Here is a 23296-nt window from a genome sequence, read left to right on the forward strand (position 1 = left end):
AATGATTTTAAACTGAATAATCAACATAAGTTTTCCCAAGCTTATTCCGGCAGTCTCAACAGGCAGATCTCCAGTGGACTTCGTTCAAGACTTTGGAGCAACTATAGCACTACGCATACGCGTTAGGACACTCTTTGAAAGCAGCATCCACACACTCACGAAAGCTATCGAATTCATCCCATCATTGCCGCATCCCATTCTTTAGCCCAAACCACCAATGCTCGATCTCGTTCAAATCAGGCGAGTACGGTGGCAAATACCAAATTTCGTATCCCGCTTCCGCCACCCTCTCCTCAATTGTTTGAGAATGGTGAAAACTGGCGTTGTCAATGCTGATCACATGCCCGGGTTCTAGTTGCGGAATTCAACACTCTTCTAACCCCATCTCAAACAAGTCTCGGTTGCAAGACCCAGCAAAGGTCATTGGAGCAACAAGCCGCTTCTCCCGCAATGCCGTTATCCAACTGCCTCGTTCCGTCCGTTTCCCTGATTTAAGCGCATAGAACCGTTGCCCAATCTCACAGTAGCCATAAGGATAGGCTGCTCGATTAGCAATGCCAGCTTCATCAACGTCAACCAACTGATGTGGCAACTTACTCTTTAGCTGTTGTTGCAACTCTTCTCGTTTGAGGGGATCCCGTTCCCGGTACCCATAAGTTTTTTTCGACTACAGCCAATCTTCTTGAGAGCATTACTAATGTTCTGCTGCGTCACATTGTCTCCCCCAGAACTGCGCCATTTGGCTTTGGGTTTTATGCCCCTGCTGAGCAGCAAACTGGCGAAAGCGAGGCCAATCAGTAATTTTATGGCGATTGCCCTTCTGCAAGCCTGTGATCGCTCGGCAATCTCCTGTTTGTTCTTCTCGCTTGAGCCACAGGTCTAGAGGATTGCGGCTGATCTGCAACATCCGGCACACTTCTATTTTGCATTCGCCGTTTTTCACCGCGTCGATCGCTTTTCGGCGCAGATCATGGCTGTAGGGAGCGGGCATAGGCACTCCTAACCTTTCTTCTACCTCCGTGATAGTGTCCTAACCTTATTGAGTAAGGCTATACCATCTGGGTGGATGGTGGGTTTGATGGTGAACCGTTTCTGCAGGGCAGCAAAGGATTCATTCTGTTGCCCAAGCGCTGGGTGGTGGAACGCACTTTTGGTTGGCTGATGCACTGTCGTCGTTTGGTCAGAGACTATGAGGTGTTGCCTGAAACCTCGGAGACCTTTATCTACCTCGCCATGATCCGGACTACGGTGAGGCGACTAGCCTCAATTCTTACCTCGCTAAACCTTTAAACGCCCTCTCAGTCGCCAATACCATTTAACCAATACCATTTAAATTGATTGAGTTCAGCCAGGAGGTGAAGTTGACGTTTGCCTCAAAAGTTGGTGAGTGAACAAAGGGTTGGATATTGATACAAGTCACAAAAAAGCCCCCCTGTTTCAAGCCACCGAAACAGGAGGGATAGGTACCGTGGGAAATATCGTGACTAAACTTTTGAAGACTTTGACTGAGAGATTGCTGGGTTAAAAACCCGGAGACTCAACTCAGTGAGATGGCTTTAAGCCTCGGGAAGCAGGCTACTGGAGTAAGAGTCCAGGTTGTCAAAGCCGGGGACACGGGTATTGAAGTCTATCTCGCTGCCTGTAATGGACTCGGCCAGCTTTTCAAAAGACTCTGAGCGCCAGTTGCGCTCGTGGATGGGCTTGGATTGTTCACCCCGGAAGTAGGCCATAGTGCCAATAACGGATGCGGCAACCCAACCGATAACGAATAGTGCAATCAGGATGGTCATTACGCTTTATCATAAACTTTTGTTTCACTATGTAAATAAATGTAACAGATGCTTGCAAAAATAGTCAACTTATTCAGTGAGGGTGGATAACCGTACCTGGCCAGGCAAGTGTTAGCCAAAATCTAGAGAATGGGTTAGCTCTTGTATTATGAAGATAGTTTAAGAAGAGTGGCTCAATAAAACTGTGCTGATTCAATCAACCCCCACTGCAGATCTAGAAAAACTGACCTGGAACTGGAAAGGTCACGCAATTCGATATACGGTACAGGGAGTGGGGCGTCCCCTGCTTCTGGTGCATGGGTTTGGAGCTGCGATCGGCCATTGGCGAAAAAATATTCCTGTCCTGGCGGCAGCCGGTTATCAGGTTTATGCGATCGACTTGTTAGGCTTTGGAGCTTCTGACAAGCCTGCCTTGAGTTACACCGTAGAACTATGGCAGGAACAGCTTAAAGATTTTTGGACAGAGCATATTCAAGAACCCACCGTGTTGGTTGGCAACTCGATCGGAGGGTTGTTGTGTTTGATGGTATTGGCAAATCATCCAGAAGTGGCCGCTGGAGGGGTACTACTCAACTGTGCAGGTGGCTTGAATCACCGACCGGATGAACTCAACTTACCACTGCGTCTGGTGATGGGCACCTTTACCAAAGTCGTCAGTTCTAAGCTGGTGGGGCCATTCCTGTTTAACCGAATCCGGCAAAAGTCCCGCTTACGCCGCACTTTGCAACAGGTCTACTGCGATCGCACCGCTATTACCGATGAGTTAATTGAACTGATCTACACACCTTCCTGCGATCCGGGTGCCCAGCGAGTATTTGTCTCTGTGTTGACGGCTCCTCCTGGGCCAACTCCAGCCGAGTTACTGCCCAAAGTCCAGGTGCCACTGTTGGTGATCTGGGGAGAAGCTGACCCCTGGACACCGATCGCCGGAGCCACCATTTACAAGCAGCACGCAGAGTCGGCACCACTGACCTTTATTCCAATTCCCAATACGGGGCACTGTCCTCACGATGAAAATCCCAATGCTGTAAATCCTGCCATCCTGGATTGGTTGGCTGGGTTGCAGTAAAAAATACAATCTCGGTAGACATGGTAGAGGAAGAATTTAAATTTTTTCAGCAGTAGTATCCTCTTTCTCCGGTTGAAGATCTCGATCCTGAGCAGCCAACTTCAGTACTGGATGGAGATATGGTGTTGCTCCATTTTCAAGAACACTGTTTACAAGATTTCTCGCAGAACTCTACCTGGAAAGCGGCTTACAAACTACCTACGAGTGCTGATCTCCTGGTAATTGAATTTCGTCACTGGTTCGATCGCTACTGTCAGGGCCGCATTCCCTGCCCCGGATCTCCTGCCCAGGCAACCGTTCCTCTCAGCCGAGCAGCCTTGCTCGATCGCTACCAGCAACACACCCTCATTTGTCACAGTTGCCGTCGGGCACTCGCTATCATTCACCGGTTGCAATGGGGATTGCTGGGATACTTTGCAGTTGCTGTAGCGATCGCGGCTCTGCTCCCCGACCCCTTGCGGCTCCGAGTTTGCCTCCCCCTAGCCACTTCAGCCTTACTGGGTCTTGGCCTCTATACCTGGCTAAAACTCTGGCTAGAACCCCGGTTTTACTTTATAGACTATGTTCATCCCAAGAAATGATGACCGTTAATAATTCTCATTCCTAAGTAGCAATTTTGCTTGAGAAATGCATGGTTTAATCAGGGGGCAGGTTCATCCTATCTGATCCAACCCTATGGCTCAACCCTGGTATCAACTCAGTGCCTCGGAAGTTTTGCAGCAACTTGGAACCTCTCCGACCACGGGCCTCAGCGCTGATGAGGCCGCCCGACGCTATGCCCAGTATGGCCCAAACGAATTAGCTGCCCACCCACCCAAAAGTCCGTGGTTGATGCTGTGGGAGCAGTTCACCGCCACCACCGTCGTTGTCCTGATTGTTGCCGCTGTCATCTCGGCCTTTTTGGGAGACTTCAAAGATGCTGCTGCGATTATGGCGATCGTCATTTTCAACGCCGCTTTGGGCTTTACTCAGGAATACCGGGCCGGAAAAGAATTTGCTGCCCTCAAGAAAATGGCCGTCCCCAGAGCCAGAGTGTATCGGGATGGGGAATGGTTACAATTGCTGGCCCAGGAACTGGTTCCTGGGGATATTGTGCAATTGGAAGATGGGGATCAGGTGCCTGCCGATGCGCGTTTGTTGGAGTGCGTTAACCTGCGAACGCAGGAAGCCGCTTTTACTGGAGAGTCGGAATCTGTTGAAAAAACGCTGGCCCCGATCACAGGCGAGGCTTTAGCGCTGGGCGATCGCACCAACATGGTTTTCATGGGGACGATCATCACCTATGGGCGGGGGCGGGCAATCGTCACCGAAACCGGGATGAACACCGAATTGGGCCAGATCGCTGACTCTCTACAATCCGTAGAACAGGAACAAACCCCTCTACAACGCCGCCTGGATCAATTGGGTCGCCGCTTAGCTCTGGTTGCCCTGGCGCTAGTTGCCGTGATCTTTCTGTTTGGCATGGCTCGCGGTGAAAATCTGGACGACCTGTTCCTTACGGCTGTCAGTCTTGCCGTTGCCATCATTCCCGAAGGCTTGCCTGCCGTTGTCACCATTGCCCTGGCCCTGGGTTCCCGGCGGATGTTAAAACGTCATGCCCTGATTCGAAAATTGCCTGCAGTGGAAACGCTCGGCTCTGTCACCACCATCTGTTCTGATAAAACAGGCACCCTGACCGAAAACCGCATGACTGTTACCATCCTATCTCTGGCTGGAGAACGGGTGGAGTTGCGAGAATCCTATGCCCAAATTACCTCTCGATTAGATGGCAAAAAGTCCATTTTCCGACCGGGAGAAGGCGTACCCTTACCTCCCCCGATGGCTCTTACCCTGGTCGGTAGCGCTCTGTGCAATAACGCGCTGATCCCGAATGAACCTACTCCCGATGATCCAAACCGGGCTGATTCGGATGTCCCCAGAGCGATCGGTGATCCCACCGAAATTGCGCTTGTCGTTGCCGCTGATCGCCTGGGGTTGGCAAAAGAAGAACTGGAAGACCTGTTTCCTCGCGTCGCTGAAGCCCCCTTTGACAGCGATCGCAAACGCATGACCACCCTGCATCAGCTTGGAGTTAAAGACGGGAAGTGGATTGTAGATAACGACTCCTCCCGCCTATTGCCAATCACCTATACCTTGCCCATTACCCCCTATGTGTCCTTTACCAAAGGCTCTGTAGACGGCTTGTTACAAATCTCCAGTCATGTCTGGGTAGACGATCGCATTGAACCGCTGGATGCCACCTGGGAAGAAAAAATAAAAGAGCAGAACGATCATCTTGCCGCCTCTGGAACTCGCGTCTTAGGCGTCGCTTTTCAGTACCTGGAATATTTACCTCCCAGTGGCGCAGAGGAATCTAGTGAACAAAACCTGATTTTTGTGGGCCTTGTCGGCATGTTAGACCCTGTCCGCCCCGAAGCTCGCTCTGCCATTCAGATTTGTAACCAGGCTGGAATTCGTACCATCATGATCACAGGCGACCATCCCCTGATGGCCAAGTGCATTGCTGAAGACCTGAAGATTGCCACTGATGGTCAGTATCTCACAGGCCAGGATCTGAACGAGCTATCGCTGGCCGAATTAGAGGAGAAAGTGGCAACGGTGTCGGTTTATGCGCGGGTGTCTCCGCAGCAAAAATTAGCGATCGTAGAAGCGCTGAAAAATCGGGGAGAAATTGTCTCCATGACCGGTGATGGGGTCAATGATGCCCCTGCCCTCAGCAAAGCGGATATTGGAGTAGCGATGGGAGTTACCGGTACTGATGTCGCCAAAGAAGCCGCCGATATGGTGTTGCTGAATGATAATTTTGCGACGATCGTGGCTGCGATCGAAGAAGGCCGCATTATCTACGACAACATTCGCAAATTCATTCGCTATAACCTGACTGGAAATGCCAGTGGTGTCGTGATCATGCTGTTGGCTCCCCTGTTCACCATGCCCCTGCCCCTGGAACCCACCCAGATCCTTTGGATCAACCTGCTGGCGGACGGATTATTAGCCCTGGCCCTGAGCGTGGAACCGGCAGAAAGCAATGTTATGAAACGTCCCCCCTATCCTCCCAACGAAAGTGTCTTCAGTCGGGGAGTCGGTCGCGACATTGTCTGGATTGGATTACTGATGGGGTTGTCCTTTTTGGGGATGGGTTACTACCTGCGATCGCTGGGCTGGGCAACCTGGAAGACGATGGTGTTTGTCACCCTGGCCTTTTCTCGTATCTTCCTGGCTCTGACCATGCGCTCTGAAGGAGATTTACTGATCTGGCGCGGGTTATTATCCAATCAGCCCATGCTGGGAGCCGTGATCCTCACCTTTAGTCTGCAAATGATGGTCATTTTTACCCCCTGGTTGGAGGGCATCTTTGAAACTAAACCCCTGACCACCCAAGAACTGTTGATTTGTCTAGCAGTCAGTACGATCGGCTTTTGGGCAGTTGAATTGCAGAAGTTGTTCACTTGGAGCTTGAGAAAGCGGCAGACAAGAAGGTAGGTGACAGCTTGAGTTTTGTCTGTTTACGACGATAGTTTTGATACCAGGTATAAAGCTGTTCTGCGATTGTCAGGGAGCCAGCGATGATCGCAACCATCGTAGCGATCATCGCCAGAACCTTCTCTCTTGGGGTTTCCGTTTCCACTTCATGAGTGCTAGATAGCCCCTCAATCTGGAGCAAGTCTTCCGTTGCCAGAACCGCTCCTTCGCCTTCAATTTCTGATTGCAGATTCACCATAGGGGGAGATTCATTGGTATTCAGTGAGCGAGAGAAATCAGAACTGCCCATGTTAATTTTGCTATCACCACTGCTGGCAATCCTGGGATTCATCGAGCCACCTTACCAGGTTCGGAATGAAAAATATGTCCGGTTTGAAATTGAAGATGGCGATATACAACTTGATGGATTGATTGATGCCTTGGTGATTCTCGATTGCCTCTGGTTGATTGTGAGGGAAAGCAAACGCTACGGGTTTAGTGTACGACAAGCGATTGCCCAAACCTTAGCCTATAGTTGGTGCACCAATTTCCCCTGTGTTTGCCCTCATTACCACTGGAGAAGACTACTTGTTCGTTAAATGCGATCGCGATTCTTCCCACTATGCGCTGTTGGACAAATTTATCCTCAGCACTGCTGAAGGTAATGAACTGTATTTGGTCGCGCAAATCTTAAAACGTCTGGTTAGTGTATAGCTGGCGATCGCTAGGTATGCATGCAACAGGATTAAAAAAAGGTCGGGGATGGGTTTGTCACATGCCCGACCTGCTATTTAAGCGAATGCAAGGAAGCAATTACTCAATTCCTTCAATTCGGTCTTCCACTTCCTGGTACAACTGGCGCAGGCGTTCCAGGTTTTCCTCGTTGGTTTCCCAGTAGCCGCGACCGTTGGCTTCCAGCAGGGTAGTGACCATCTTGCGGAAGGAGTTGGGGTTGAGGTTCATCAGCCGCTGGCACATCTCATCGTCCTTAAAGAAGGTGGTGTTAGTGTCCTCGTAGACCCAGTTATCCACCGCATTGGCCGTGGCTGACCAGCCCATCGTGTTCACCAACCGCTTCGACAGTTCCCGCACCCCTTCATACCCGTGGGACAGCATTCCCTCATACCACTTGGGATTCAGGAGCTTGGTACGGGCATCGAGACGGACGGTTTCCGGCAGAGTGCGGATTTGAGCATTCGCGGTGGTAGTGTCGGCCATGTAGGAGGCAGGTAGTTTACCATCGCCCCGCAACCGTCCCACGATTTTGGTGGGGTCGGAGTCGTAGTAGTGGGAGACATCCGTAAGGGAGATCTCTGAAGAGTCCAGGTTCTGGAAGGTGACTTCTGCCGTCTTCAGGGCAGACTCGAACAGGTCACGGTTCTGCTCCATCATACCGGGGTTATCCGAGGAGAAGGCGAAGGACTTGCGGGACAGATACATATCCTGCAATTCCGATTCGTTTTCCCAAGTGCCGTTCTCCACCGCCAGGTTGATATTGGAGGAGTAGGAGCCAGACGCATTGGAGAAGACGCGAGTGGCTGCCTGCCGCAGTTCGATGCCCATTTCCTTAGCCTGTTGGATGGCGTGCTTGCGGATGAAGTTCATTTCCTCCGGTTCCTCAGCTTCGGCGGCCATTTTCACGGCCCGATCGAGCAGGTTCATCTGGTTAATGAACAGATCTCGGAACACGCCGGAGCAGTTAATTACCACGTCGATCCGGGGGCGACCCAGTTCTTCCAGGGGAATTAACTCCAACTTATTCACCCGTCCTAGGGAATCGGGCACCGGCTTCACGCCGACCATCCAGAGAATCTGAGCCAGAGATTCCCCATAGGTTTTGATGTTGTCTGTTCCCCAGAGGACACAGGCGATCGTTTCCGGGTACCGGCCACCGTTTTCTGCTGCCTGACGAGCCAGGAGACGATCGACCACCACTTTGGCCGACTTCACTGCGGCAGCGGTTGGAATCGCTTGCGGATCGAGAGCATGAATATTCTTCCCGGTCGGCAACACATCCGGATTACGAATCGGATCGCCACCGGGGCCAGGAGTGATGTACTGACCCTCCAGACCCAACAGCAGTGCGCCCAATTCGTTATCGGCCACCACCTGTTTCAGGCAGAATTGCAGGTACTCAAATAGAGCATCGACTTTGGCTTTCGGGTTTTCAACTTTTGAATTGGCATCCAAAATCGGAAATCCCAAATCCAAAATTGCTTCCACCCAGGGTTCTTTTTTGTTGCCCAGGTTAAACAGGTTGGACAACATGGACTTACGGGAGACACGGCTTTCTTCGTCTACCTGGGAGTGAACCATTGCCGTGACCGCCGCCCGCACCGCCTGGTTGATGTTGTTCAGCAGTTGCACATCATCCAGCATGCCGCGATCGCTATTCTGATACACCTCGTCGATATCCCGACCAACACTGGCGGCAATAATCCGTTGCAGGCTGAGGATTTCCTCCTCTTCCCGATCGAGCCCGGCAATGTTGACCAGCGTGGCGATTGCTTCTTCTGCACTGGGCGGTTTACCAATCACATGCAGGCCACAGGGCAGCAGCCGGGATTCAATTTCCATCAGCTTGATATAGACCTTACCGACGATCGTGTCCCGTTCCTCCGGAGTCATGTCGGCTGCATCCTGATCGGGCAGGGCAACATCCTTATCCAGGTTGACCATCCGGCACTTGTCCATGATGGTGTTGGTGATCGGCACACCCCGTCCGGTATCCTTCAGGGTCTGGTAAGAGGCGATCAGTTCGCTGAGTTCCTTCAGTCCCTTATATAGTCCAGCGTTTTCGGCGGGAGGGGTGAGGTAGCTGATGGTTTCGGCATAGCTGCGGCGTTTGGCGATCGTCGCTTCTGAGGGATTATTAGCCGCGTAGTAGTAGAGGTTGGGAATGGTACCGATCAGACTATCGGGGAAGCACTCACTGGACATACCAATCTGCTTACCGGGCATAAATTCCAGCGACCCGTGGGTGCCAAAGTGCAGCACGGCATCGGCTTTCCAGATTTTTTCCAGATACGTGTAGTAAGCCGCAAATCCGTGGTGGGGACTGGCCGATCGCGAGAACAGTAGCCGCATCGGGTCGCCTTCATAGCCAAAGGTCGGTTGTACGCCGATAAAGATGTTGCCGAACTCTTTGCCGTACACCAGCAGATTTTGTCCATCGGTGTTCAGGTGACCCGGTGGTGGCCCCCAGGAGGGAATCAGGCGTTCGTAGTAGGGGGTCAGTTCCTCATACTCCGGTACGCTCATCTTATAGGCCACGTTCAACTCCGGACTGTTGTACTGGGCCTGAGCGTTGTGCAGCACTTCCAACATCAGGGCTTCCGGCGTTTCCGGTAAACCCTGCACGTCATAACCATTGTCGTGCAGCGCTTCCATCACTTTGTAAATGGAGCCAAACACATCCAGGTAAGCCGCCGTTCCCACATTACCTTTATCGGGCGGAAAGCTGAAAACGGTGATCGCCAACCGCTTATGCAGTCTTGGCTTGCGACGAAGATTGGCCCACTTCAGAGCTCGTTGGGCGATCGCTTCCACCCGATCCTGCAGGGCGATCGCTTTTCCAGTGGCTCCATCCCGCCCCGAAAGAATAATTGGTTCGATGCCGCCATCCAGTTCGGGTAAAGCAATTTGCAACGCCACCTGAATGGGATGCAATCCCAGTTCGCTGTCCTGCCACTCTTCCGTGGTCTGGAATACCAGGGGCAGGGCCACCATATAGGGACGATTAAGCCGCTTCAGAGCTTCGATCGCCTTAGGATGATCCTGACGGGCAGGCCCACCGACCAGCGCAAAGCCTGTTAGTGAGACGACTACATCGACGATCGGCATCGTTTTATTAATCGGATCGTAGAAGAAGGCGTCTACAGGTTTGGAGAAGTCCAGGCCTCCGGCAAACACGGGAATCACCCGCGCTCCCATCGACTCCAGTTCTGAGATCATGGCGACGTAGTGAGCATCATCCCCCGTCACTAGGTGCGTCCGCTGGAGAACAAGACCCACCGTAGGCACCAGGGGATCTTTCATTTCGTCAGAAATGTCGCGTCGGGAGTTGAACCAGTTGAGGTACTCCTTCACATCCTCGTACATGGTTGGGGCGAGGGGATGCCAGATGCCCAGATCGGGATAGGTGACAGGCTCGGCGTACTCCAAAGGAGCTGCCCCTTCTACGCGTTCACTTTTATCCTTGAGGACATAGCGATCGGCCAGCATTAGCAGGAAGTTTTCCAGATTTTCCTGAGAACCACCCAACCAGTACTGGAAGCTGAGCATGAAATTGCGGGCATCCTGCGCCTTATCCATCGGCAGGTATTTTAAGACCTGGGGTAGAGTCCGCAGCAGCTTCAGCATGGCATCCTGGAAGCCCGACCCGGATTTTTCCTTGCGCTTCTTCATAAACTGGGCAATCGCGCTCTTGGACTGACCAATTTGCGCCAGAGAGAAACTGCCCATTTTATTCAGACGCATCACCTGGGGCATGGAGGGGAAGACGACGGAGACATCGAGGCGATCGCGGTAAGGCTCCACCGCCGCCACCAACTTATCCGCCAGGTCTTCCAGGAAAATCAGCGAGGCAATGAAAACATTTGCCTCGGCCATATCCCGCTGGAAATCCTCATAGTTTTCAGGGTTACGGAGTTCTTCAATTAAATAGCCGCTGATTTCAACGGCAATGCTGGGGTGGTTTTGATTAATCGAACGAACAGCAGCAGAGAGTGCACTCTGATATTGAGGCTCTAGCACGACATAGACCACCTTGACCAGGCTCCGCCCGCGCAGATCATTGGGTGCGATGTGCCTGACAGTGGGCTTGACGTGAGTGAACATGCGGTTAGGCTCCTTTTGTGTTGGTCAAAAGCGGTCTTGATTCGTCATTAGTCGTTGAACACTGGTCATGGGTCATTTGGATAACTGAATAGAAAGTGCAACAAATGACAAATGACAATTAACAAATGACAACGACCTTGACTGACCACTACTAAACGTTGCATAAAAGTCTTTGTACCAGAAAATCGTTACCTGATGGGAGGTTGAAGCTCTACCCGACACAATTTGATAAAAAGACGTAAATTTCCTTTTACATTTCTCAACTTTTTTTCGCTGGCCACCCTTTACAATTGTTTAACAAATTTAACAATTAATTCGGAATCGCCGGGGAGGGACTGAACGCTTTCTCAATATCTCTCGAAAAATAATTTTCTTGCTACCCAAATCTGCCATTTTTTCGTATTGTTGGTGAAACGGTGTCTCATTCACCAACCGACGTTATCGAACTGGAGGAATCATGGTGCTTCGTGAACAATTGCAGTCCCTTGTGGAACAAAAGCATCTGCTCAAGCATCCCTTTTATGTCGCCTGGACAGAAGGCAAACTTACCCGTGAGCATTTGAAGCACTACGCCATCCAATACTTTCAGAACGTATTGGCCTTTCCTACCTATGTTAGTGCCGTTCATTTCAATACCCCTCACGTAGGCACCTCGATCGCCATGCGCCAGGAAATTCTGGAAAATCTGATCGAAGAAGAACGGGGAACTCAAAATCACCCTGCCCTGTGGCAACGGTTTGCTGAAGCTCTGGGAGCTACGGAAAGCGAACTCACTGCAACCCCTGCCCTGCCGACCACGGAAAATCTTATCTCTACCTTTCGCCGCCTGTGCTTAAATTCTCCGTTCTACGCAGGTCTGGCCGCTCTCTATGCCTATGAATCGCAAATTCCAGCGGTAGCCACCACCAAGATTGATGGCCTGCAGCGCTTCTATGGCATGACCAACCCGCAAGAATACCGCTTCTTCACCGTGCACCAGTCCGCTGATGAGTACCACTCCGAAGCCGAACTGAAGCTGATCGAGCAGTACGCTGACACCCCCGAAAAGCAGGCCGAAGTCCTGAATGTGGCGGCACAAGCGGCTGATGCCCTCTGGCAATTCCTAGATGGCGTGTATGACGCTTACTGCCAGGATGTGAAGGCGGATTTAGCGATCGCCTAAAGCGAGTCAATGGGGTTGGGGGAGATGAAGAAGATGGAGGAAATAGGGAAGGCAAGGCAGTAAAAGTCTCCCCTTCCATCTTCCCTACCCTCTTCATCTCCATCCATCCTTCTCCGCTCCCTGATCTCCTTCACCCACTTCTTAATTCCCAATCCCTAATTCCTAATTCCCATTCACCCCATGAAACCCCAATGGAACTGCCTATTTGAAAACCTGGGAGAATGGCAAGGCTCCTTTACCCGCCTGTCTCCCCAGGGACAGGAGTTGGAAGATACGCCAACCCTGGTTTCCTTTGAGGGATTGAACGGGAACAAAACGATGCGTCAGATTGTGCGTCGTTTAGCCCCAGAGCCGAATGAGAAGGTGCTGGAATACAGTACGCTGGGTCGGGGAGTTCTGTTTTTTGACAATGGTGCCTTTTCTCAAGGTTCCATCCAATTTGGCCCCTTCTCGGAGTTTGGCTGTGAACTGGGGTTGATTTGGGGTGATCGTCGCCTGCGTCTGGTGCAACTATTTAATCGTGACAGTAAACTCGATCAACTCACCTTGATTCGCGAACGACGAGTCGGTACTGATATGCCAGAACGTCCTCCCCTGACCGTAGCGGATCTTTTCGGTACCTGGATTGGGGAAGCCATCACCCTCTATCCGGATTTTCGACCGTCAACAACTTATTCAACCATTCTGCAGATTCAACGGGAGCAGCCTCATCGGTTGACCCAGCAGTTATCCTTTAAGACCGGCACCACTGAACAAACCCTGACCTCTACAGCCACCATAGAAGGCTCAATTTTGCGCTTTGAACAAAGTACTCAACAGTTTCAAGTGCTTCTGCTATCTGATGGGGCTTCCTGCAACTGTCCCACTCACATCAAACCAGGCTACCCCTTTGTGTTGGAAGTCGGCTGGCTGATTCAACCTGATCTGCGGCAACGGATGGTACGTAGCTACAACGACAAAGGGGAGTGGGTAAGTCTGACACTGGTAACAGAAAGGAAGGAATGACGGATACCTGCCCCTTAGCTAGACCGTTCGGTGGGCGGCAAATTAACCTTTTGAGCCAGACCAAGCATTTGCAGTAGAGCGATCGCCCACCAGGTGACATCAATTTCCCACCAGCGCCATCCAGCTTTCGCCACATTGGGAAAAGCATGGTGATTGTTGTGCCAGCCTTCGCCATAGGTGAGAATCGCGGCCCACCAGAGATTCCGCGAGTTGTCATTTACCTCAAAGCTGCGGTAGCCCCACATGTGCGTTACAGAGTTGATGAACCAGGTGCTGTGCCAGAGAAGAACGGCTCTTAAGGCCATTCCATAAATTAAAAATGGCCAGCCTCCCAGGACATATAGCAGAATTCCCACCGGGATTTGCAGCAGGATAAAGTAGCGATCGAGCCAGCAGTAAAATGGATCACGAGCCAGATCAGGAGCATAGCGCTTGTAATGACTGTCCTCAAAAAATTCCGGATTGGGATAGAAAATCCACAGCATGTGACTCCACCAGAACCCGCGTCGTGCCGAGTAGGGATCTTTGTCCACGTCTTCAGTGTAGGCATGATGCAGGCGATGTCCAGCGACCCAGAAAATAGGACCACCCTGCAGAGCTGTTGCACCGATGAGAGCAATCGTATATTCTAACCAGCGCGGCACCTGAAAACTGCGGTGACTCAACAAGCGGTGATAGCCTAAACAGATTCCAATACTACCCAGAAACCAGTGTAGTAATAAGGTGACTCCTAAAGCTGACCAGGAAAAGCACCAGAACGATAACAATGCCAGCAGATGAACTGTAGAAAAAAAGATGACCGCAACCCAATTCAGGGTGGGTTTATTCACAGGGTTGGGTAGCACTTCAGCAGTCATTCAAAAACACTCCTCAAACACAACAAACACAATGGGCGTTACGTTACGCTAACAGCATCTTACCAATCTACCAATCCAAAATCTAAAATCGAGTCACGTTAGCATTACCAGATCGATCGCCGGATCCCGATAACTCTGTCCAGCATAAGTTTGCTTAACGGCTGCAGCGATTTGCTCAATGGGGGCATCCTTATGGCAGTAGGAGTCGGCTCCAACGGTAAGGGCGGTTTCCCAGGTCGAGCGGTCAGCGGGATCCAGCAGGATCAGTAATTTGGATTGAGTAACGCAGGAATCGGCCTGAACCGTTTGCATCTGGGTGACGAATTCAGCTAGATCCATGTCGGGAAGGCTGGAATCGGCGATCGCGACATCAACATCGATCGATTCCAACAAAACTAATCCAGTTGTGCCGTTGGTAGCTTCACTAGCAACCTCGATACCATCTTGAGCGCGTAAGGCGGCTCGTAAGTTAACGCGAGTTTGCTCATCATCTTCAACAAGAATGACTTGAATATCACTCATGGTTGTCCTCCGGGATTGCAGAACTGATGGGTGGGGTGTGAGGGTGTAGCATTCGGTGATGACTTCAAATTGATTCTGGAGTTTCATAGTCCAATGCTGCGTCCCTACGGGATGGTGGGTGGTTTTCAGGTTTAGATTTTGATCATGGGAACTTCCTGGGAATCTTCTTGATATTCATGCGGCTGTTCATGCTGGCTGTCTGGAATTTCTGGGAGGTCGTTGGGGCCACCGCAGGCGGAAATGGTGCCAACAAAATCAACATCCGCCAGACGGTTCTGTTTCAGTTCAGCCATTTGTTCAGGACTGAGAATACGGGATTCATCAAAGCCAAATTCAATTTCGGTATGTAATCCTTTCTGCTTGATGCGTTTCAGATTGTAGAAGCGTTTATTCAACGTAGTCTTGACAAAGGCCCAGAGACATCCCAGTAAGTAACGACGTTTGAACGGGTCTTTTTCAAACCAGTATTCAATCATCTTTCTCGTATAGAAGCGGGCATAGTTCCGTAGCACTCCTTTCAAGACCTCTTCCCGTGTCATGTTATCGGGCTTAATGATGGGTGTGACAAAGTTGTAATGGGAGTAATCGCGAATTTCAACTTTATCTGCCAGGTCTTGAAACAACTCAGAGAAGGGCCAAGGCGTGTACATATTCCAGTTGGTCATGTCAGCCTGCCAATCCCGACACATACGGTAGGTTTCCTCAATGGTTTCTGGCGTTTCATTGAGCAAGCCCATAATGAATTGTACTTCGGCCACAATGCCATTTTCTCGCAGTAGCCGTACCGCCCGTTTGTTGTCTTCAATAGTAGTTTCTTTACGGAACAGGTTGAGATTTAACTGAGCCGCTGCTTCTGTTCCCAGAGACACATGCACCAGTCCGGCTTTCCGGTACAGGGGCAGTTCTTTTTCATCCCGGAGAATATCTGTTACGCGGGTGTTGATGCCCCAGTGAACGCCCAGGTTACGATCGCACAGTTCCTCACAGAGCGCAATAAATCGAGATTTGTTAATCGTCGGTTCTTCATCGGCCAGGATAAAAAAGCCAACCTGATGTTCCTTAACCAGCTTTTCGATTTCATCCACAAAGTTCTTGGGAGAACGCGAGCGGTATTTGCGCCAGAATTTCCACTGCGAACAGAAGCGACAGCGGAAGGGGCAGCCTCTGGAATAGTTAGGAACCGCGACTCGCGTATTGAGGGGTGTGTAAATATATCGCTTCCAGTCCAGCAGGCTCCAGTCAGGAGTCAGAGTATTCAGGTCTTTGATGGGCGGATGGGCGGGAGTGGCAACGACCTGACCATTTTCCAGGTAGGCGATACCGAGAATGTTGGCCCGATCGCTTTTATCGGTTCCTGCAGCCAGCGATCGCATCAAGTTTACGGCGATTTCTTCTCCCTCTCCGCGAATGATGTAATCGACCCAGGGAGCCTCACCCAGCACTTCCCGATACATATAGGTAGGATGCACGCCCCCCATAATCGTAGTGGCTTCAGGGCAGATTTCTTTCACCAGCTTGAGGGTGCTTTGCGACTTGTAAATCATGGGTGTGATGGCTGTCGCTAACACCACATCCGGTTGATGATCGCGAAGAATGGTGGCCAGTTCTGCATCTTCGATATGATTCGTCATCGCATCGACAAAGCGAATATCGGTGAATCCAGCCGTCTTAAGCGCTCCCCCTACATAGGGCACCCAACTCGGAGGCCAGTTTCCCGCAATTTCAGCCCCTCCCGAATGGTAGTTAGGCTGAATCATCATAATCCGCATAATTGACTCCTCTGTGATTCCTTTTCTTAGATGGGCATAAGTTCGACAAACCTCTCCTTCCCAACCTCCCTCTCCGACACAGAAAGGGAGGAGCCATGAAAATTTTCAGTTTGAAGTCCGTTTCCTTTAGGAGAGGGATTTAGGGAGAGGTCAACTTAAATCGATTTGGAGAAGGTTCCGGCTTTGTGTTCACCGAGATAGACATCAAATACAGAGGCAATATTTCTAATCAACAGACGACCAATGGGGGTAATTTCAATGCCATCGGAATATAACTTTACCAGTCCATCAGCTTCTAATGCTTTGAGTTTGGGAATTTCACGCCAGAAGTAATCGTCAAAGTCAATATCAAAGCCCAGATGATATTTCTCTTCGATATCCTGTTGGGCTAACTGAAACTGACACATCAATTCCATGATGATCGTGCGACGGATAATGTCATCCTGGTTGAGTGTTACGCCTTTCTCGATCGGTAACCTGCCCTCATCGATCGCCCCATAAAACTCTTTCAACCGCTTGTGATTCTGGATATATACATCATGCAACATACTGATTGAGGTAATCCCAAAACCAAACAGGTCGGATTCTGGCTTGGTGGTATAACCCTGGAAATTACGATGGAGTTTTCCAGCCCGTTGGGCGATCGTCAGTTCATCATTTGGCTTGGCAAAGTGATCCATGCCGATGAAAACATATTCCTTTTCAGTTAGTTCAGCGATCGTCATTTGCAAAATCTTTAGCTTCTCAGATGTAGGCGGCAGGGCTTCCTGAGAAATTTTCTTCTGAACCGGTTTGATCCAGGGCACATAGGCGAAGTTGAAGACTGCAATGCGATCGGGATTGAGTTCAATTGTTTTCCGAACAGTTTCCTTAAACGTATATAGAGTTTGGTGGGGAAGCCCGTAAATCAAATCTACATTAACGCTTTCAAATCCAGCTTCCCTAATCCAACTCATGACATCAAACAGCATCGATTCTGGTTGGATCCGGTTCACTGCTGCCTGTACTTCAGGATTGAAATCTTGAATGCCAAAACTAATTCGATTAAAGCCCAGACTCTTTAAGAAAAAGATGTAGTTCTTATCAACATAACGGGGATTAATTTCAATCGAAACTTCTGCAGCCGGATCCAGACTGAAATGACGATTGAGGGTATTCCAGAGAAATTCAATCTGACTTAAGTTGAGATAATTGGGAGTACCACCGCCCCAATGCAGTTGATGCACTTTTCGCTGACCATCAATCAGGCTGGCCACCTGCTCAATATTACGGGTCAGGTAATTTAAATAGGGATCTGCCAGTTCTCGACGCTGGGTAATGATCGTGTTGCAACCACAGAAATAACAGGCTGTCTTACAGAACGGAATGTGGCAGTAGAGGGAAATGGGCGTTTGTTTGTGATTCCCTACCGCGATCGCCGTTCTAAAATCCAATTCATCAAACTCAGGCTTTAATTCGGTTGCTGGGGGATAGCTGGTATAACGCGGTAAAGGGCGATCGTATTTTTGCAATAACTCAGAGTCAAATTGAACAGTTTGTGGTAGAAGTTTCATGGTTTGAGGGGAGGGGGAATTAGGAATTAGGGATTGGGGATTAGGGATTAGGAATTAGGGGTTATGTAGGGGCGGGTTTCGTTACCAAATTTCTGCGTGGTGTCAATTGGCTAGCTAAACTCGTCCCTGCAAATTCACGGTTATTGACTTCCCTCTCCCACGGGGAGAGGGGTTGGGGGTGAGGGTCAGTTTTATTCCGAAGCGACTAGAGCCACACTTGTACCGGCGGGACGACGTTCCGTACTTCCCGGACGATCTTGACGAGTGAGCAAATCGAAGGTGTGTTCGCCAATCACCGCTTTCACATCTGGTTCCAGTTCATGCATCACATCGCGGTTGAGTTTGAAGGCGTAATTTGCTTCTTCTACAATCCGTTCGATCGTGGCTTCGTCTACAGGCATAGAATCGAGGGCTTGACGATAACGTTCCTTGAAAGCGCGTCTGGCTTCTACCGTGGGAATTTGCTCAAACTCATGTAGAGCCGTACCCTGATCCGGGGGCAGATTCATGGCCGATCGCACAATATTCTTCAAACTTTGACCACCGGACAAATCACCCATGTAGCGCACATAGGAATGAGCCACCAGCAGTGCTGGATCCGTATTGGCAATCTCTCGTAAGCGATTTACATAGACCAGACCCGCACTCAACGGCGTAATTTGATCGCGCCAGTTTTCACCATAGTAATAGGCCAGGTCTTTTTCTAGATTGGCTTTACGGTTCAGTTCCGGGAAATACATCCGACCAATGACGGGGTCGTTTTGGTAGCGTTGCAGTTCTTCTTCCAGAGTGCTGTAAACCAGATACAGGTTGGCCAGTAGTTTGCGGAAGGGTTCCCGTTCAACAATCCCTTTCAAAAAGCACTTCATGAAGGCGGTATTTTCTGCAGCAGTATGAGAATGTTGGGTACCTTCCCGCAGACGAGTGGATAAATTCTGACTCATGTTGAAATCACCTCAATGTAAGGAGGAATGGGCTTGGAGGATGGGCCAGGATTGTTTCGCGGCTTCAAATCTCAAGGCCCTGAAACTCAAAGCTTCATAACTATAAAGCGATGGATAATCAAAAAGCGAATAAAGTTTTCATAACTTAACGAAGTCTCGCAGTCCTTAACACTTGCCGTAAAAAGTTTTGAAGGTTCTAGTCAAATGTCCCTCGTTATTATAACTTTTGAGTTATTGAGTTTTGATTTAACGAAAACATGGTTAATTCCTTGCCCAAACCCGCCCAGGAGACTCCCAAGTCCAGCGTCAAAGCGATCGCCAAGGAAAACATCCTCACCCCCCGGTTTTACACTACCGATTTTGAGGTTGCCGCCAATTTAGACCTCTCAGCGCAACACACCGAACTGGAAGCGATGCTGGCCGAAATGCGGGCCGACTACAACCGTCACCATTTCGTGCGGGATGAAGCCTTTGAGCAATCCTGGGATCATCTAGATGGCAAGACCCGCCAGGCGTTTATCGATTATCTGGAACGCTCCTGTGTCTCTGAGTTCTCTGGTTTTCTGTTATTCAAAGAACTGTCTCGCAAACTCAAAGATCGCAATCCCCTGCTGGCCGAAATCTTTCACCTGATGGCACGGGATGAAGCCCGTCACGCCGGATTTTTGAACAAATGCATGGGCGATTTTAATAAATCCCTGGACTTGGGCTACATTACCAAAGCCCGTACCTATACCTTCTTCCCGGTGGAATGGATTCTTTACACTGTTTATCTCTCTGAGAAAATTGGTTACTGGCGTTACATTCTGATTTATCGTCACCTGGAACAACATCCAGAGCATCAGTTCTATCCCCTGTTTCGCTACTTTGAAAGCTGGTGTCAGGACGAAAATCGTCATGGGGATATTTTCAAGGCGTTATTGCGATCGCAACCCCAGCTCTGGAACACCTGGCAATCCCGCCTATGGAGCCGTTTCTTCCTGCTCACTGTCTTCGCCACCCACAGTCTGACCGTGCATGAACGCGCTGGCTTCTACGATGCCCTGGGATTGGATGCCACCAAATTTGACGAGGAAGTTGTCCGTCAGACCAACGCCACCTCACTCCGAGCCTTCCCAGTGGTTCTTAATACTGAGCATCCAGAGTTTTATCCTCGCCTGCACAAGTGCGCGGAGTTGAATCTGCAAATCGGCCAGATTGATGCCAGTTCTCAGCCCAAGTTCCTGAAAACCCTACGCAAGTTGCCTTTAATTCTCAGCATCCTGGGGCATCTGGTGCGCCTGTATCTGATTAAGCCGATCGATGCAGAGGCGTTACGCGGCACGGTGCAATAAACTCTATATGTGGAGGGGGCGGGTTGGGCAGATAAACTTTCTGCTTTGCCAACGCTCCCTGAGTAATGGGGATGTGATGACCACCGCTTTAGCCACAGATCGTTTTTTGGGGGACAATCAGGCTTCAAACCAGGATTATCCAACAAGGAATGCAGTTTCTTCCACCCTTCATTAGTTTGATCACAAAAATAGAGACTCCATCTTGAGAAGTATTCCCTTTGCTAGATGTAAAAAAACATTCAATGAACTGAAAATACTCCTGAAAGTAGCAATTTACCAGGAGTTTTTATGGCAAACCCGATCGAGTTTAATCTTTTCGCCCCCTACAACCAGGGGGCTGTCCTGGTCGGCTCCTTTTCTAATTGGGAAGAGATTCCCATGAAAAAAGAAAACGATGGCTACTTTCGCGTCACCGTAGATTTAGAGGATGGCGTTTATCAATACAAGTTTCGAGTACAATCCAAATCCTGGTTTTTTGAACCGGATCAATGGGTGGATGTGACCGATCCCTATGCCACCGATGTAGATGGACAGAGTTCGGAAGAAAACGGCATTGTTCGCATTAAAGATGGAGAGCGAATTGTCGATACTTACGTCTGGCAGCATGATGATCATCCATTGCCTGCTGATCACGAGTTAGTCATTTACGAGTTGCATGTGGCTGACTTTTCTGGTGGTGAAGCCGATAGCAAAGCACGGGGGAAATATCAGCATGTGATCGAGAAGTTAGATTACCTGTGCGAACTGGGGATTAATGCGATCGAACTCATGCCCGTCAAGGAGTATCCCGGTGATTACAGTTGGGGCTACAATCCCCGACATTTCTTTGCTACAGAATCCAGCTATGGCACCACGGCAGATCTAAAACGGTTGATTGATGAATGTCACGGTCGGGGTATTCGAGTGATTATGGATGGGATTTATAACCATTCGGAAGCCTCCTGCCCACTGACTCAGATTGATCATGATTACTGGTATCACCATGACCCCCGCGATCCTGAAAACAACTGGGGGCCAGAGTTCAATTACGAGCATTACGACGAAAATTTAGACACCTATCCGGCGCGTCGTTTTATTGGGGATGTAGTGCGCTATTGGGTTAAAGATTTTCACATTGACGGAATTCGCTACGATGCTGCCCGCCAGATTGCTAATTATGATTTCATGCACTGGATTGTTCAGGAAGCAAAACAGACAGCAGGCGAAAAGCCATTTTATAACATTGCCGAACACATTCCTGAAACTCGCAACATCACCAATATAGATGGCCCTATGGATGGATGCTGGCATGACAGTTTCTATCATTGTGTCTTAGCTCACATCACTGGTAAAACTTTTGATCTGGAACAGTTAAAAGATTGTCTGGATGCGAAACGTCAGGGATTTATGGGGGCTACCAATATTGTCAATTATCTGACCAATCATGACCACCATCATGTGATGGCAGAACTGGGCGATCGCGGTATTTTTGATGAAGCTGCCTTTCGTCGTCGTAAACTGGGAGCCGTGTTAGTGATGACCGCGATGGGTGTGCCAATGATCTGGATGGGTGAGGAGTTTGGGGAATATAAACCGAAGACGATCGACTCCGCCAAAATTGATTGGACATTACTGAAGAATGACCTGAATCGTAGCTTATGGGATTATTACAAGGGTCTAATTCATTTGCGGAAGAGTAACTCAGCGTTGCACACAGAAAATATTGAGTTCTTCCATGAAAATCCAGAGGCTAAGGTACTGGCCTACACTCGCTGGAATGATGAAGGATCACGGGTCGTGGTTGTGGCTAACTTTTCCGATCAATTTCTCGCTGGATATACCATTCCTGACTTCCCTGCTGACGGCACCTGGCATGAGTGGACAGGTAACTATGATCTGGAAGCTGGCGGGGGAAATTTAATGACCGATCTGGGCGAGTTTGAAGCCAAAGTGTTTGTCTGGGGATAGGCTATCCATAAACCATCAATCTAGTAAGGGACAGGTTTTGCTGCTGAATCTGGATTGAACCCAGACTGAAACAGCAAAAACTACTCCTACAAGAGATTGTTAAATTCAACCTTGGTCAAGTATTTGGCGGTTAAAAACCGCGACTACACTCACCAAGTCTACCGACGCAGACTCAGTACAATTAAGGTTTTCAGTAACCTGCGTCGGCAGATTTTCTCGGTATAGCCGCGACTTCAGTCGCCAGAGTGATTAAGAAGTTTTTTCAATAGAATTTAACTTCCAGATCCGCTCTAAAGTGGCAATTTGCTGTTTTAGAGTTTTGGCGCGATAGTTGCGATAAGATACAACACTTAATATCGCAAGTAGGGGAACTGTTAGCAATAAGATCCCAATCATGTCAGCAGTTTTCAGGGATGGGGGACTGGCTTCTGCTGAGGAGGGGGCGATCGCTACATGAGCTTGAGATTTGGTTTGCATGAATAACTCCAGAGTGCAACGGGTCTAACAGGGTTAGGTTTGCTAATTGATACTCCACTCCAAGGTCGCAGTGTTTCCGATCGTCACCTGTGATTTTGACGTGCAAATCCAGTGATGTAAATCATTACTTTCTGAGATCCAGATCACAAAAGGAATAAAAACCGGATACTTTGAAGCAATACAAATACTCTAGGAAACGCCCCAAAACCGCGCTACTCTTGCGGTAGGTCGAAACAGTAAGAGGCTTAACTGATCAGTTAGTCCCGCAAGCTGCCGTGATTTGAAGATTCTGTAACTGCCATTCCTGTAGCGCTCTATTTCCTCCAGAACCAAACAGCATGACCAGTTCTACGTCTTCCCCTGGTCGAACCCCTGCAGCTCAAGTTCGTTACTCTGTTGAAAACGTCAAAGATAACATCAAAAAAGCAATTGACTAAGTAATTTCTTTGCAACAACAGATTGATTTTCAATCTATTGAATCTGAGTAGTTTTTCAGCTACTCAGATTTTCCTTGACTGATGTCAATCCTGAACAAGCTAGCCATTCCCGTTAAAAACTGAACTGAG

At 49.6% G+C, this 23296-nt stretch carries 17 protein-coding genes and 2 pseudogenes; 9 read left to right on the forward strand and 10 right to left on the reverse strand.

Features of this window, described 5'->3' with window-relative positions:
• Positions 1-109 precede the first annotated feature (109 nt).
• Positions 110-991, reverse strand: a pseudogene (locus ACUVQO_RS07005) (IS630 family transposase).
• A 113-nt stretch (positions 992-1104) separates the two neighbouring features.
• Here ACUVQO_RS07005 and ACUVQO_RS07010 point away from each other — a divergent pair.
• A pseudogene (locus ACUVQO_RS07010) lies at positions 1105-1290 on the forward strand (transposase); the annotation flags it as partial.
• Positions 1291-1556: 266 nt separating this feature from the next.
• Here ACUVQO_RS07010 and ACUVQO_RS07015 read toward each other — a convergent pair.
• Positions 1557-1790: a photosystem II protein, Psb35-related gene (locus ACUVQO_RS07015; RefSeq protein ID WP_445925173.1), complete on the reverse strand. Its 234-nt coding sequence runs from the start codon at positions 1788-1790 to the stop codon at positions 1557-1559.
• Positions 1791-1974: 184 nt separating this feature from the next.
• Between ACUVQO_RS07015 and ACUVQO_RS07020 the strand changes: the two genes are divergently transcribed.
• The 3 genes from ACUVQO_RS07020 to ACUVQO_RS07030 all read left to right on the forward strand — a co-directional run bounded on the left by ACUVQO_RS07020 (position 1975) and on the right by ACUVQO_RS07030 (position 6342).
• Complete coding sequence (locus tag ACUVQO_RS07020; protein ID WP_445925174.1) at positions 1975-2859, forward strand: alpha/beta fold hydrolase; 885 nt, start codon at positions 1975-1977, stop codon at positions 2857-2859.
• A 119-nt stretch (positions 2860-2978) separates the two neighbouring features.
• Positions 2979-3440, forward strand: coding sequence for a hypothetical protein (locus tag ACUVQO_RS07025; protein WP_445925175.1), 462 nt, complete (start codon positions 2979-2981; stop codon positions 3438-3440).
• Positions 3441-3534: 94 nt separating this feature from the next.
• The gene (locus ACUVQO_RS07030; protein ID WP_445925176.1) at positions 3535-6342 is read left to right on the forward strand and encodes a cation-translocating P-type ATPase; all 2808 of its coding nucleotides are present in this window, start codon (positions 3535-3537) and stop codon (positions 6340-6342) included.
• On the opposite strand, the gene ACUVQO_RS07035 is transcribed toward ACUVQO_RS07030, so the two are convergent.
• A complete protein-coding gene (locus ACUVQO_RS07035) occupies positions 6305-6673 on the reverse strand; it encodes a hypothetical protein (protein ID WP_445925177.1) in 369 nt (122 codons plus the stop codon). The two genes, ACUVQO_RS07030 and ACUVQO_RS07035, sit on opposite strands and share 38 nt — an antisense overlap.
• A gap of 203 nt (positions 6674-6876) precedes the next feature.
• Between ACUVQO_RS07035 and ACUVQO_RS07040 the strand changes: the two genes are divergently transcribed.
• Positions 6877-7035: a hypothetical protein gene (locus ACUVQO_RS07040; protein ID WP_445925178.1), complete on the forward strand. Its 159-nt coding sequence runs from the start codon at positions 6877-6879 to the stop codon at positions 7033-7035.
• A 99-nt stretch (positions 7036-7134) separates the two neighbouring features.
• On the opposite strand, the gene ACUVQO_RS07045 is transcribed toward ACUVQO_RS07040, so the two are convergent.
• Positions 7135-11160, reverse strand: coding sequence for a magnesium chelatase subunit H (locus ACUVQO_RS07045; protein ID WP_445925179.1), 4026 nt, complete (start codon positions 11158-11160; stop codon positions 7135-7137).
• Positions 11161-11617: 457 nt separating this feature from the next.
• Here ACUVQO_RS07045 and ACUVQO_RS07050 point away from each other — a divergent pair, with 457 nt between their 5' ends.
• Together ACUVQO_RS07050 and ACUVQO_RS07055 are read left to right on the forward strand one after the other, a co-directional pair.
• On the forward strand, positions 11618-12322 hold the full coding sequence (locus ACUVQO_RS07050; protein ID WP_445925180.1) for a CADD family putative folate metabolism protein: 705 nt from the start codon (positions 11618-11620) through the stop codon (positions 12320-12322).
• A gap of 180 nt (positions 12323-12502) precedes the next feature.
• Entirely contained in the window at positions 12503-13327 is an 825-nt protein-coding gene (locus tag ACUVQO_RS07055) for a DUF3598 family protein (protein ID WP_445925181.1), read from the forward strand.
• 14 nt (positions 13328-13341) lie between these two features.
• On the opposite strand, the gene ACUVQO_RS07060 is transcribed toward ACUVQO_RS07055, so the two are convergent.
• The 5 genes from ACUVQO_RS07060 to ACUVQO_RS07080 form a co-directional block, all read right to left on the reverse strand.
• The gene (locus tag ACUVQO_RS07060) at positions 13342-14184 is read right to left on the reverse strand and encodes an acyl-CoA desaturase (protein ID WP_445925182.1); all 843 of its coding nucleotides are present in this window, start codon (positions 14182-14184) and stop codon (positions 13342-13344) included.
• Positions 14185-14277: 93 nt separating this feature from the next.
• Positions 14278-14793 (reverse strand): response regulator, encoded by a 516-nt coding sequence (locus ACUVQO_RS07065; protein WP_445925183.1) that lies wholly within the window; start codon positions 14791-14793, stop codon positions 14278-14280.
• A gap of 44 nt (positions 14794-14837) precedes the next feature.
• The gene (bchE, locus tag ACUVQO_RS07070; protein WP_445925184.1) at positions 14838-16475 is read right to left on the reverse strand and encodes a magnesium-protoporphyrin IX monomethyl ester anaerobic oxidative cyclase; all 1638 of its coding nucleotides are present in this window, start codon (positions 16473-16475) and stop codon (positions 14838-14840) included.
• A 155-nt stretch (positions 16476-16630) separates the two neighbouring features.
• Positions 16631-18028 carry an oxygen-independent coproporphyrinogen III oxidase gene (gene hemN, locus ACUVQO_RS07075; RefSeq protein WP_445925185.1) on the reverse strand — a complete coding sequence of 466 codons (1398 nt, stop codon included), beginning with the start codon at positions 18026-18028 and terminating at the stop codon, positions 16631-16633.
• A 191-nt stretch (positions 18029-18219) separates the two neighbouring features.
• A complete protein-coding gene (locus ACUVQO_RS07080) occupies positions 18220-18972 on the reverse strand; it encodes a biliverdin-producing heme oxygenase (RefSeq protein WP_445925186.1) in 753 nt (250 codons plus the stop codon).
• Positions 18973-19229: 257 nt separating this feature from the next.
• Here ACUVQO_RS07080 and acsF point away from each other — a divergent pair, with 257 nt between their 5' ends.
• Positions 19230-20306, forward strand: a complete 1077-nt coding sequence (acsF, locus tag ACUVQO_RS07085; protein ID WP_445925187.1) for a magnesium-protoporphyrin IX monomethyl ester (oxidative) cyclase — start codon at positions 19230-19232, stop codon at positions 20304-20306.
• A gap of 288 nt (positions 20307-20594) precedes the next feature.
• Entirely contained in the window at positions 20595-22253 is a 1659-nt protein-coding gene (locus ACUVQO_RS07090; protein WP_445925188.1) for an alpha-amylase family glycosyl hydrolase, read from the forward strand.
• Positions 22254-22502: 249 nt separating this feature from the next.
• On the opposite strand, the gene ACUVQO_RS07095 is transcribed toward ACUVQO_RS07090, so the two are convergent.
• A complete protein-coding gene (locus ACUVQO_RS07095) occupies positions 22503-22730 on the reverse strand; it encodes a hypothetical protein (protein ID WP_445925189.1) in 228 nt (75 codons plus the stop codon).
• Between the last annotated feature and the right edge of the window lie 566 nt (positions 22731-23296).

The sequence above is a fragment of the Leptodesmis sp. genome (assembly GCF_052746595.1).

What these genes read in the sequence shown, in the direction of transcription:
- ACUVQO_RS07015 (WP_445925173.1), bottom strand. Translation starts at nt 1,790, where the DNA reads ATGACCATCCTGATTGCACTATTCGTTATCGGTTGGGTTGCCGCATCC.
- ACUVQO_RS07025 (WP_445925175.1), top strand. Translation starts at nt 2,979, where the DNA reads ATGGTGTTGCTCCATTTTCAAGAACACTGTTTACAAGATTTCTCGCAG.
- ACUVQO_RS07030 (WP_445925176.1), top strand. Translation starts at nt 3,535, where the DNA reads ATGGCTCAACCCTGGTATCAACTCAGTGCCTCGGAAGTTTTGCAGCAA.
- ACUVQO_RS07035 (WP_445925177.1), bottom strand. Translation starts at nt 6,673, where the DNA reads ATGAATCCCAGGATTGCCAGCAGTGGTGATAGCAAAATTAACATGGGC.
- ACUVQO_RS07045 (WP_445925179.1), bottom strand. Translation starts at nt 11,160, where the DNA reads ATGTTCACTCACGTCAAGCCCACTGTCAGGCACATCGCACCCAATGAT.
- ACUVQO_RS07050 (WP_445925180.1), top strand. Translation starts at nt 11,618, where the DNA reads ATGGTGCTTCGTGAACAATTGCAGTCCCTTGTGGAACAAAAGCATCTG.
- ACUVQO_RS07055 (WP_445925181.1), top strand. Translation starts at nt 12,503, where the DNA reads ATGAAACCCCAATGGAACTGCCTATTTGAAAACCTGGGAGAATGGCAA.
- ACUVQO_RS07060 (WP_445925182.1), bottom strand. Translation starts at nt 14,184, where the DNA reads ATGACTGCTGAAGTGCTACCCAACCCTGTGAATAAACCCACCCTGAAT.
- ACUVQO_RS07065 (WP_445925183.1), bottom strand. Translation starts at nt 14,793, where the DNA reads ATGAAACTCCAGAATCAATTTGAAGTCATCACCGAATGCTACACCCTC.
- bchE (WP_445925184.1), bottom strand. Translation starts at nt 16,475, where the DNA reads ATGCGGATTATGATGATTCAGCCTAACTACCATTCGGGAGGGGCTGAA.
- hemN (WP_445925185.1), bottom strand. Translation starts at nt 18,028, where the DNA reads ATGAAACTTCTACCACAAACTGTTCAATTTGACTCTGAGTTATTGCAA.
- ACUVQO_RS07080 (WP_445925186.1), bottom strand. Translation starts at nt 18,972, where the DNA reads ATGAGTCAGAATTTATCCACTCGTCTGCGGGAAGGTACCCAACATTCT.
- acsF (WP_445925187.1), top strand. Translation starts at nt 19,230, where the DNA reads ATGGTTAATTCCTTGCCCAAACCCGCCCAGGAGACTCCCAAGTCCAGC.
- ACUVQO_RS07090 (WP_445925188.1), top strand. Translation starts at nt 20,595, where the DNA reads ATGGCAAACCCGATCGAGTTTAATCTTTTCGCCCCCTACAACCAGGGG.
- ACUVQO_RS07095 (WP_445925189.1), bottom strand. Translation starts at nt 22,730, where the DNA reads ATGCAAACCAAATCTCAAGCTCATGTAGCGATCGCCCCCTCCTCAGCA.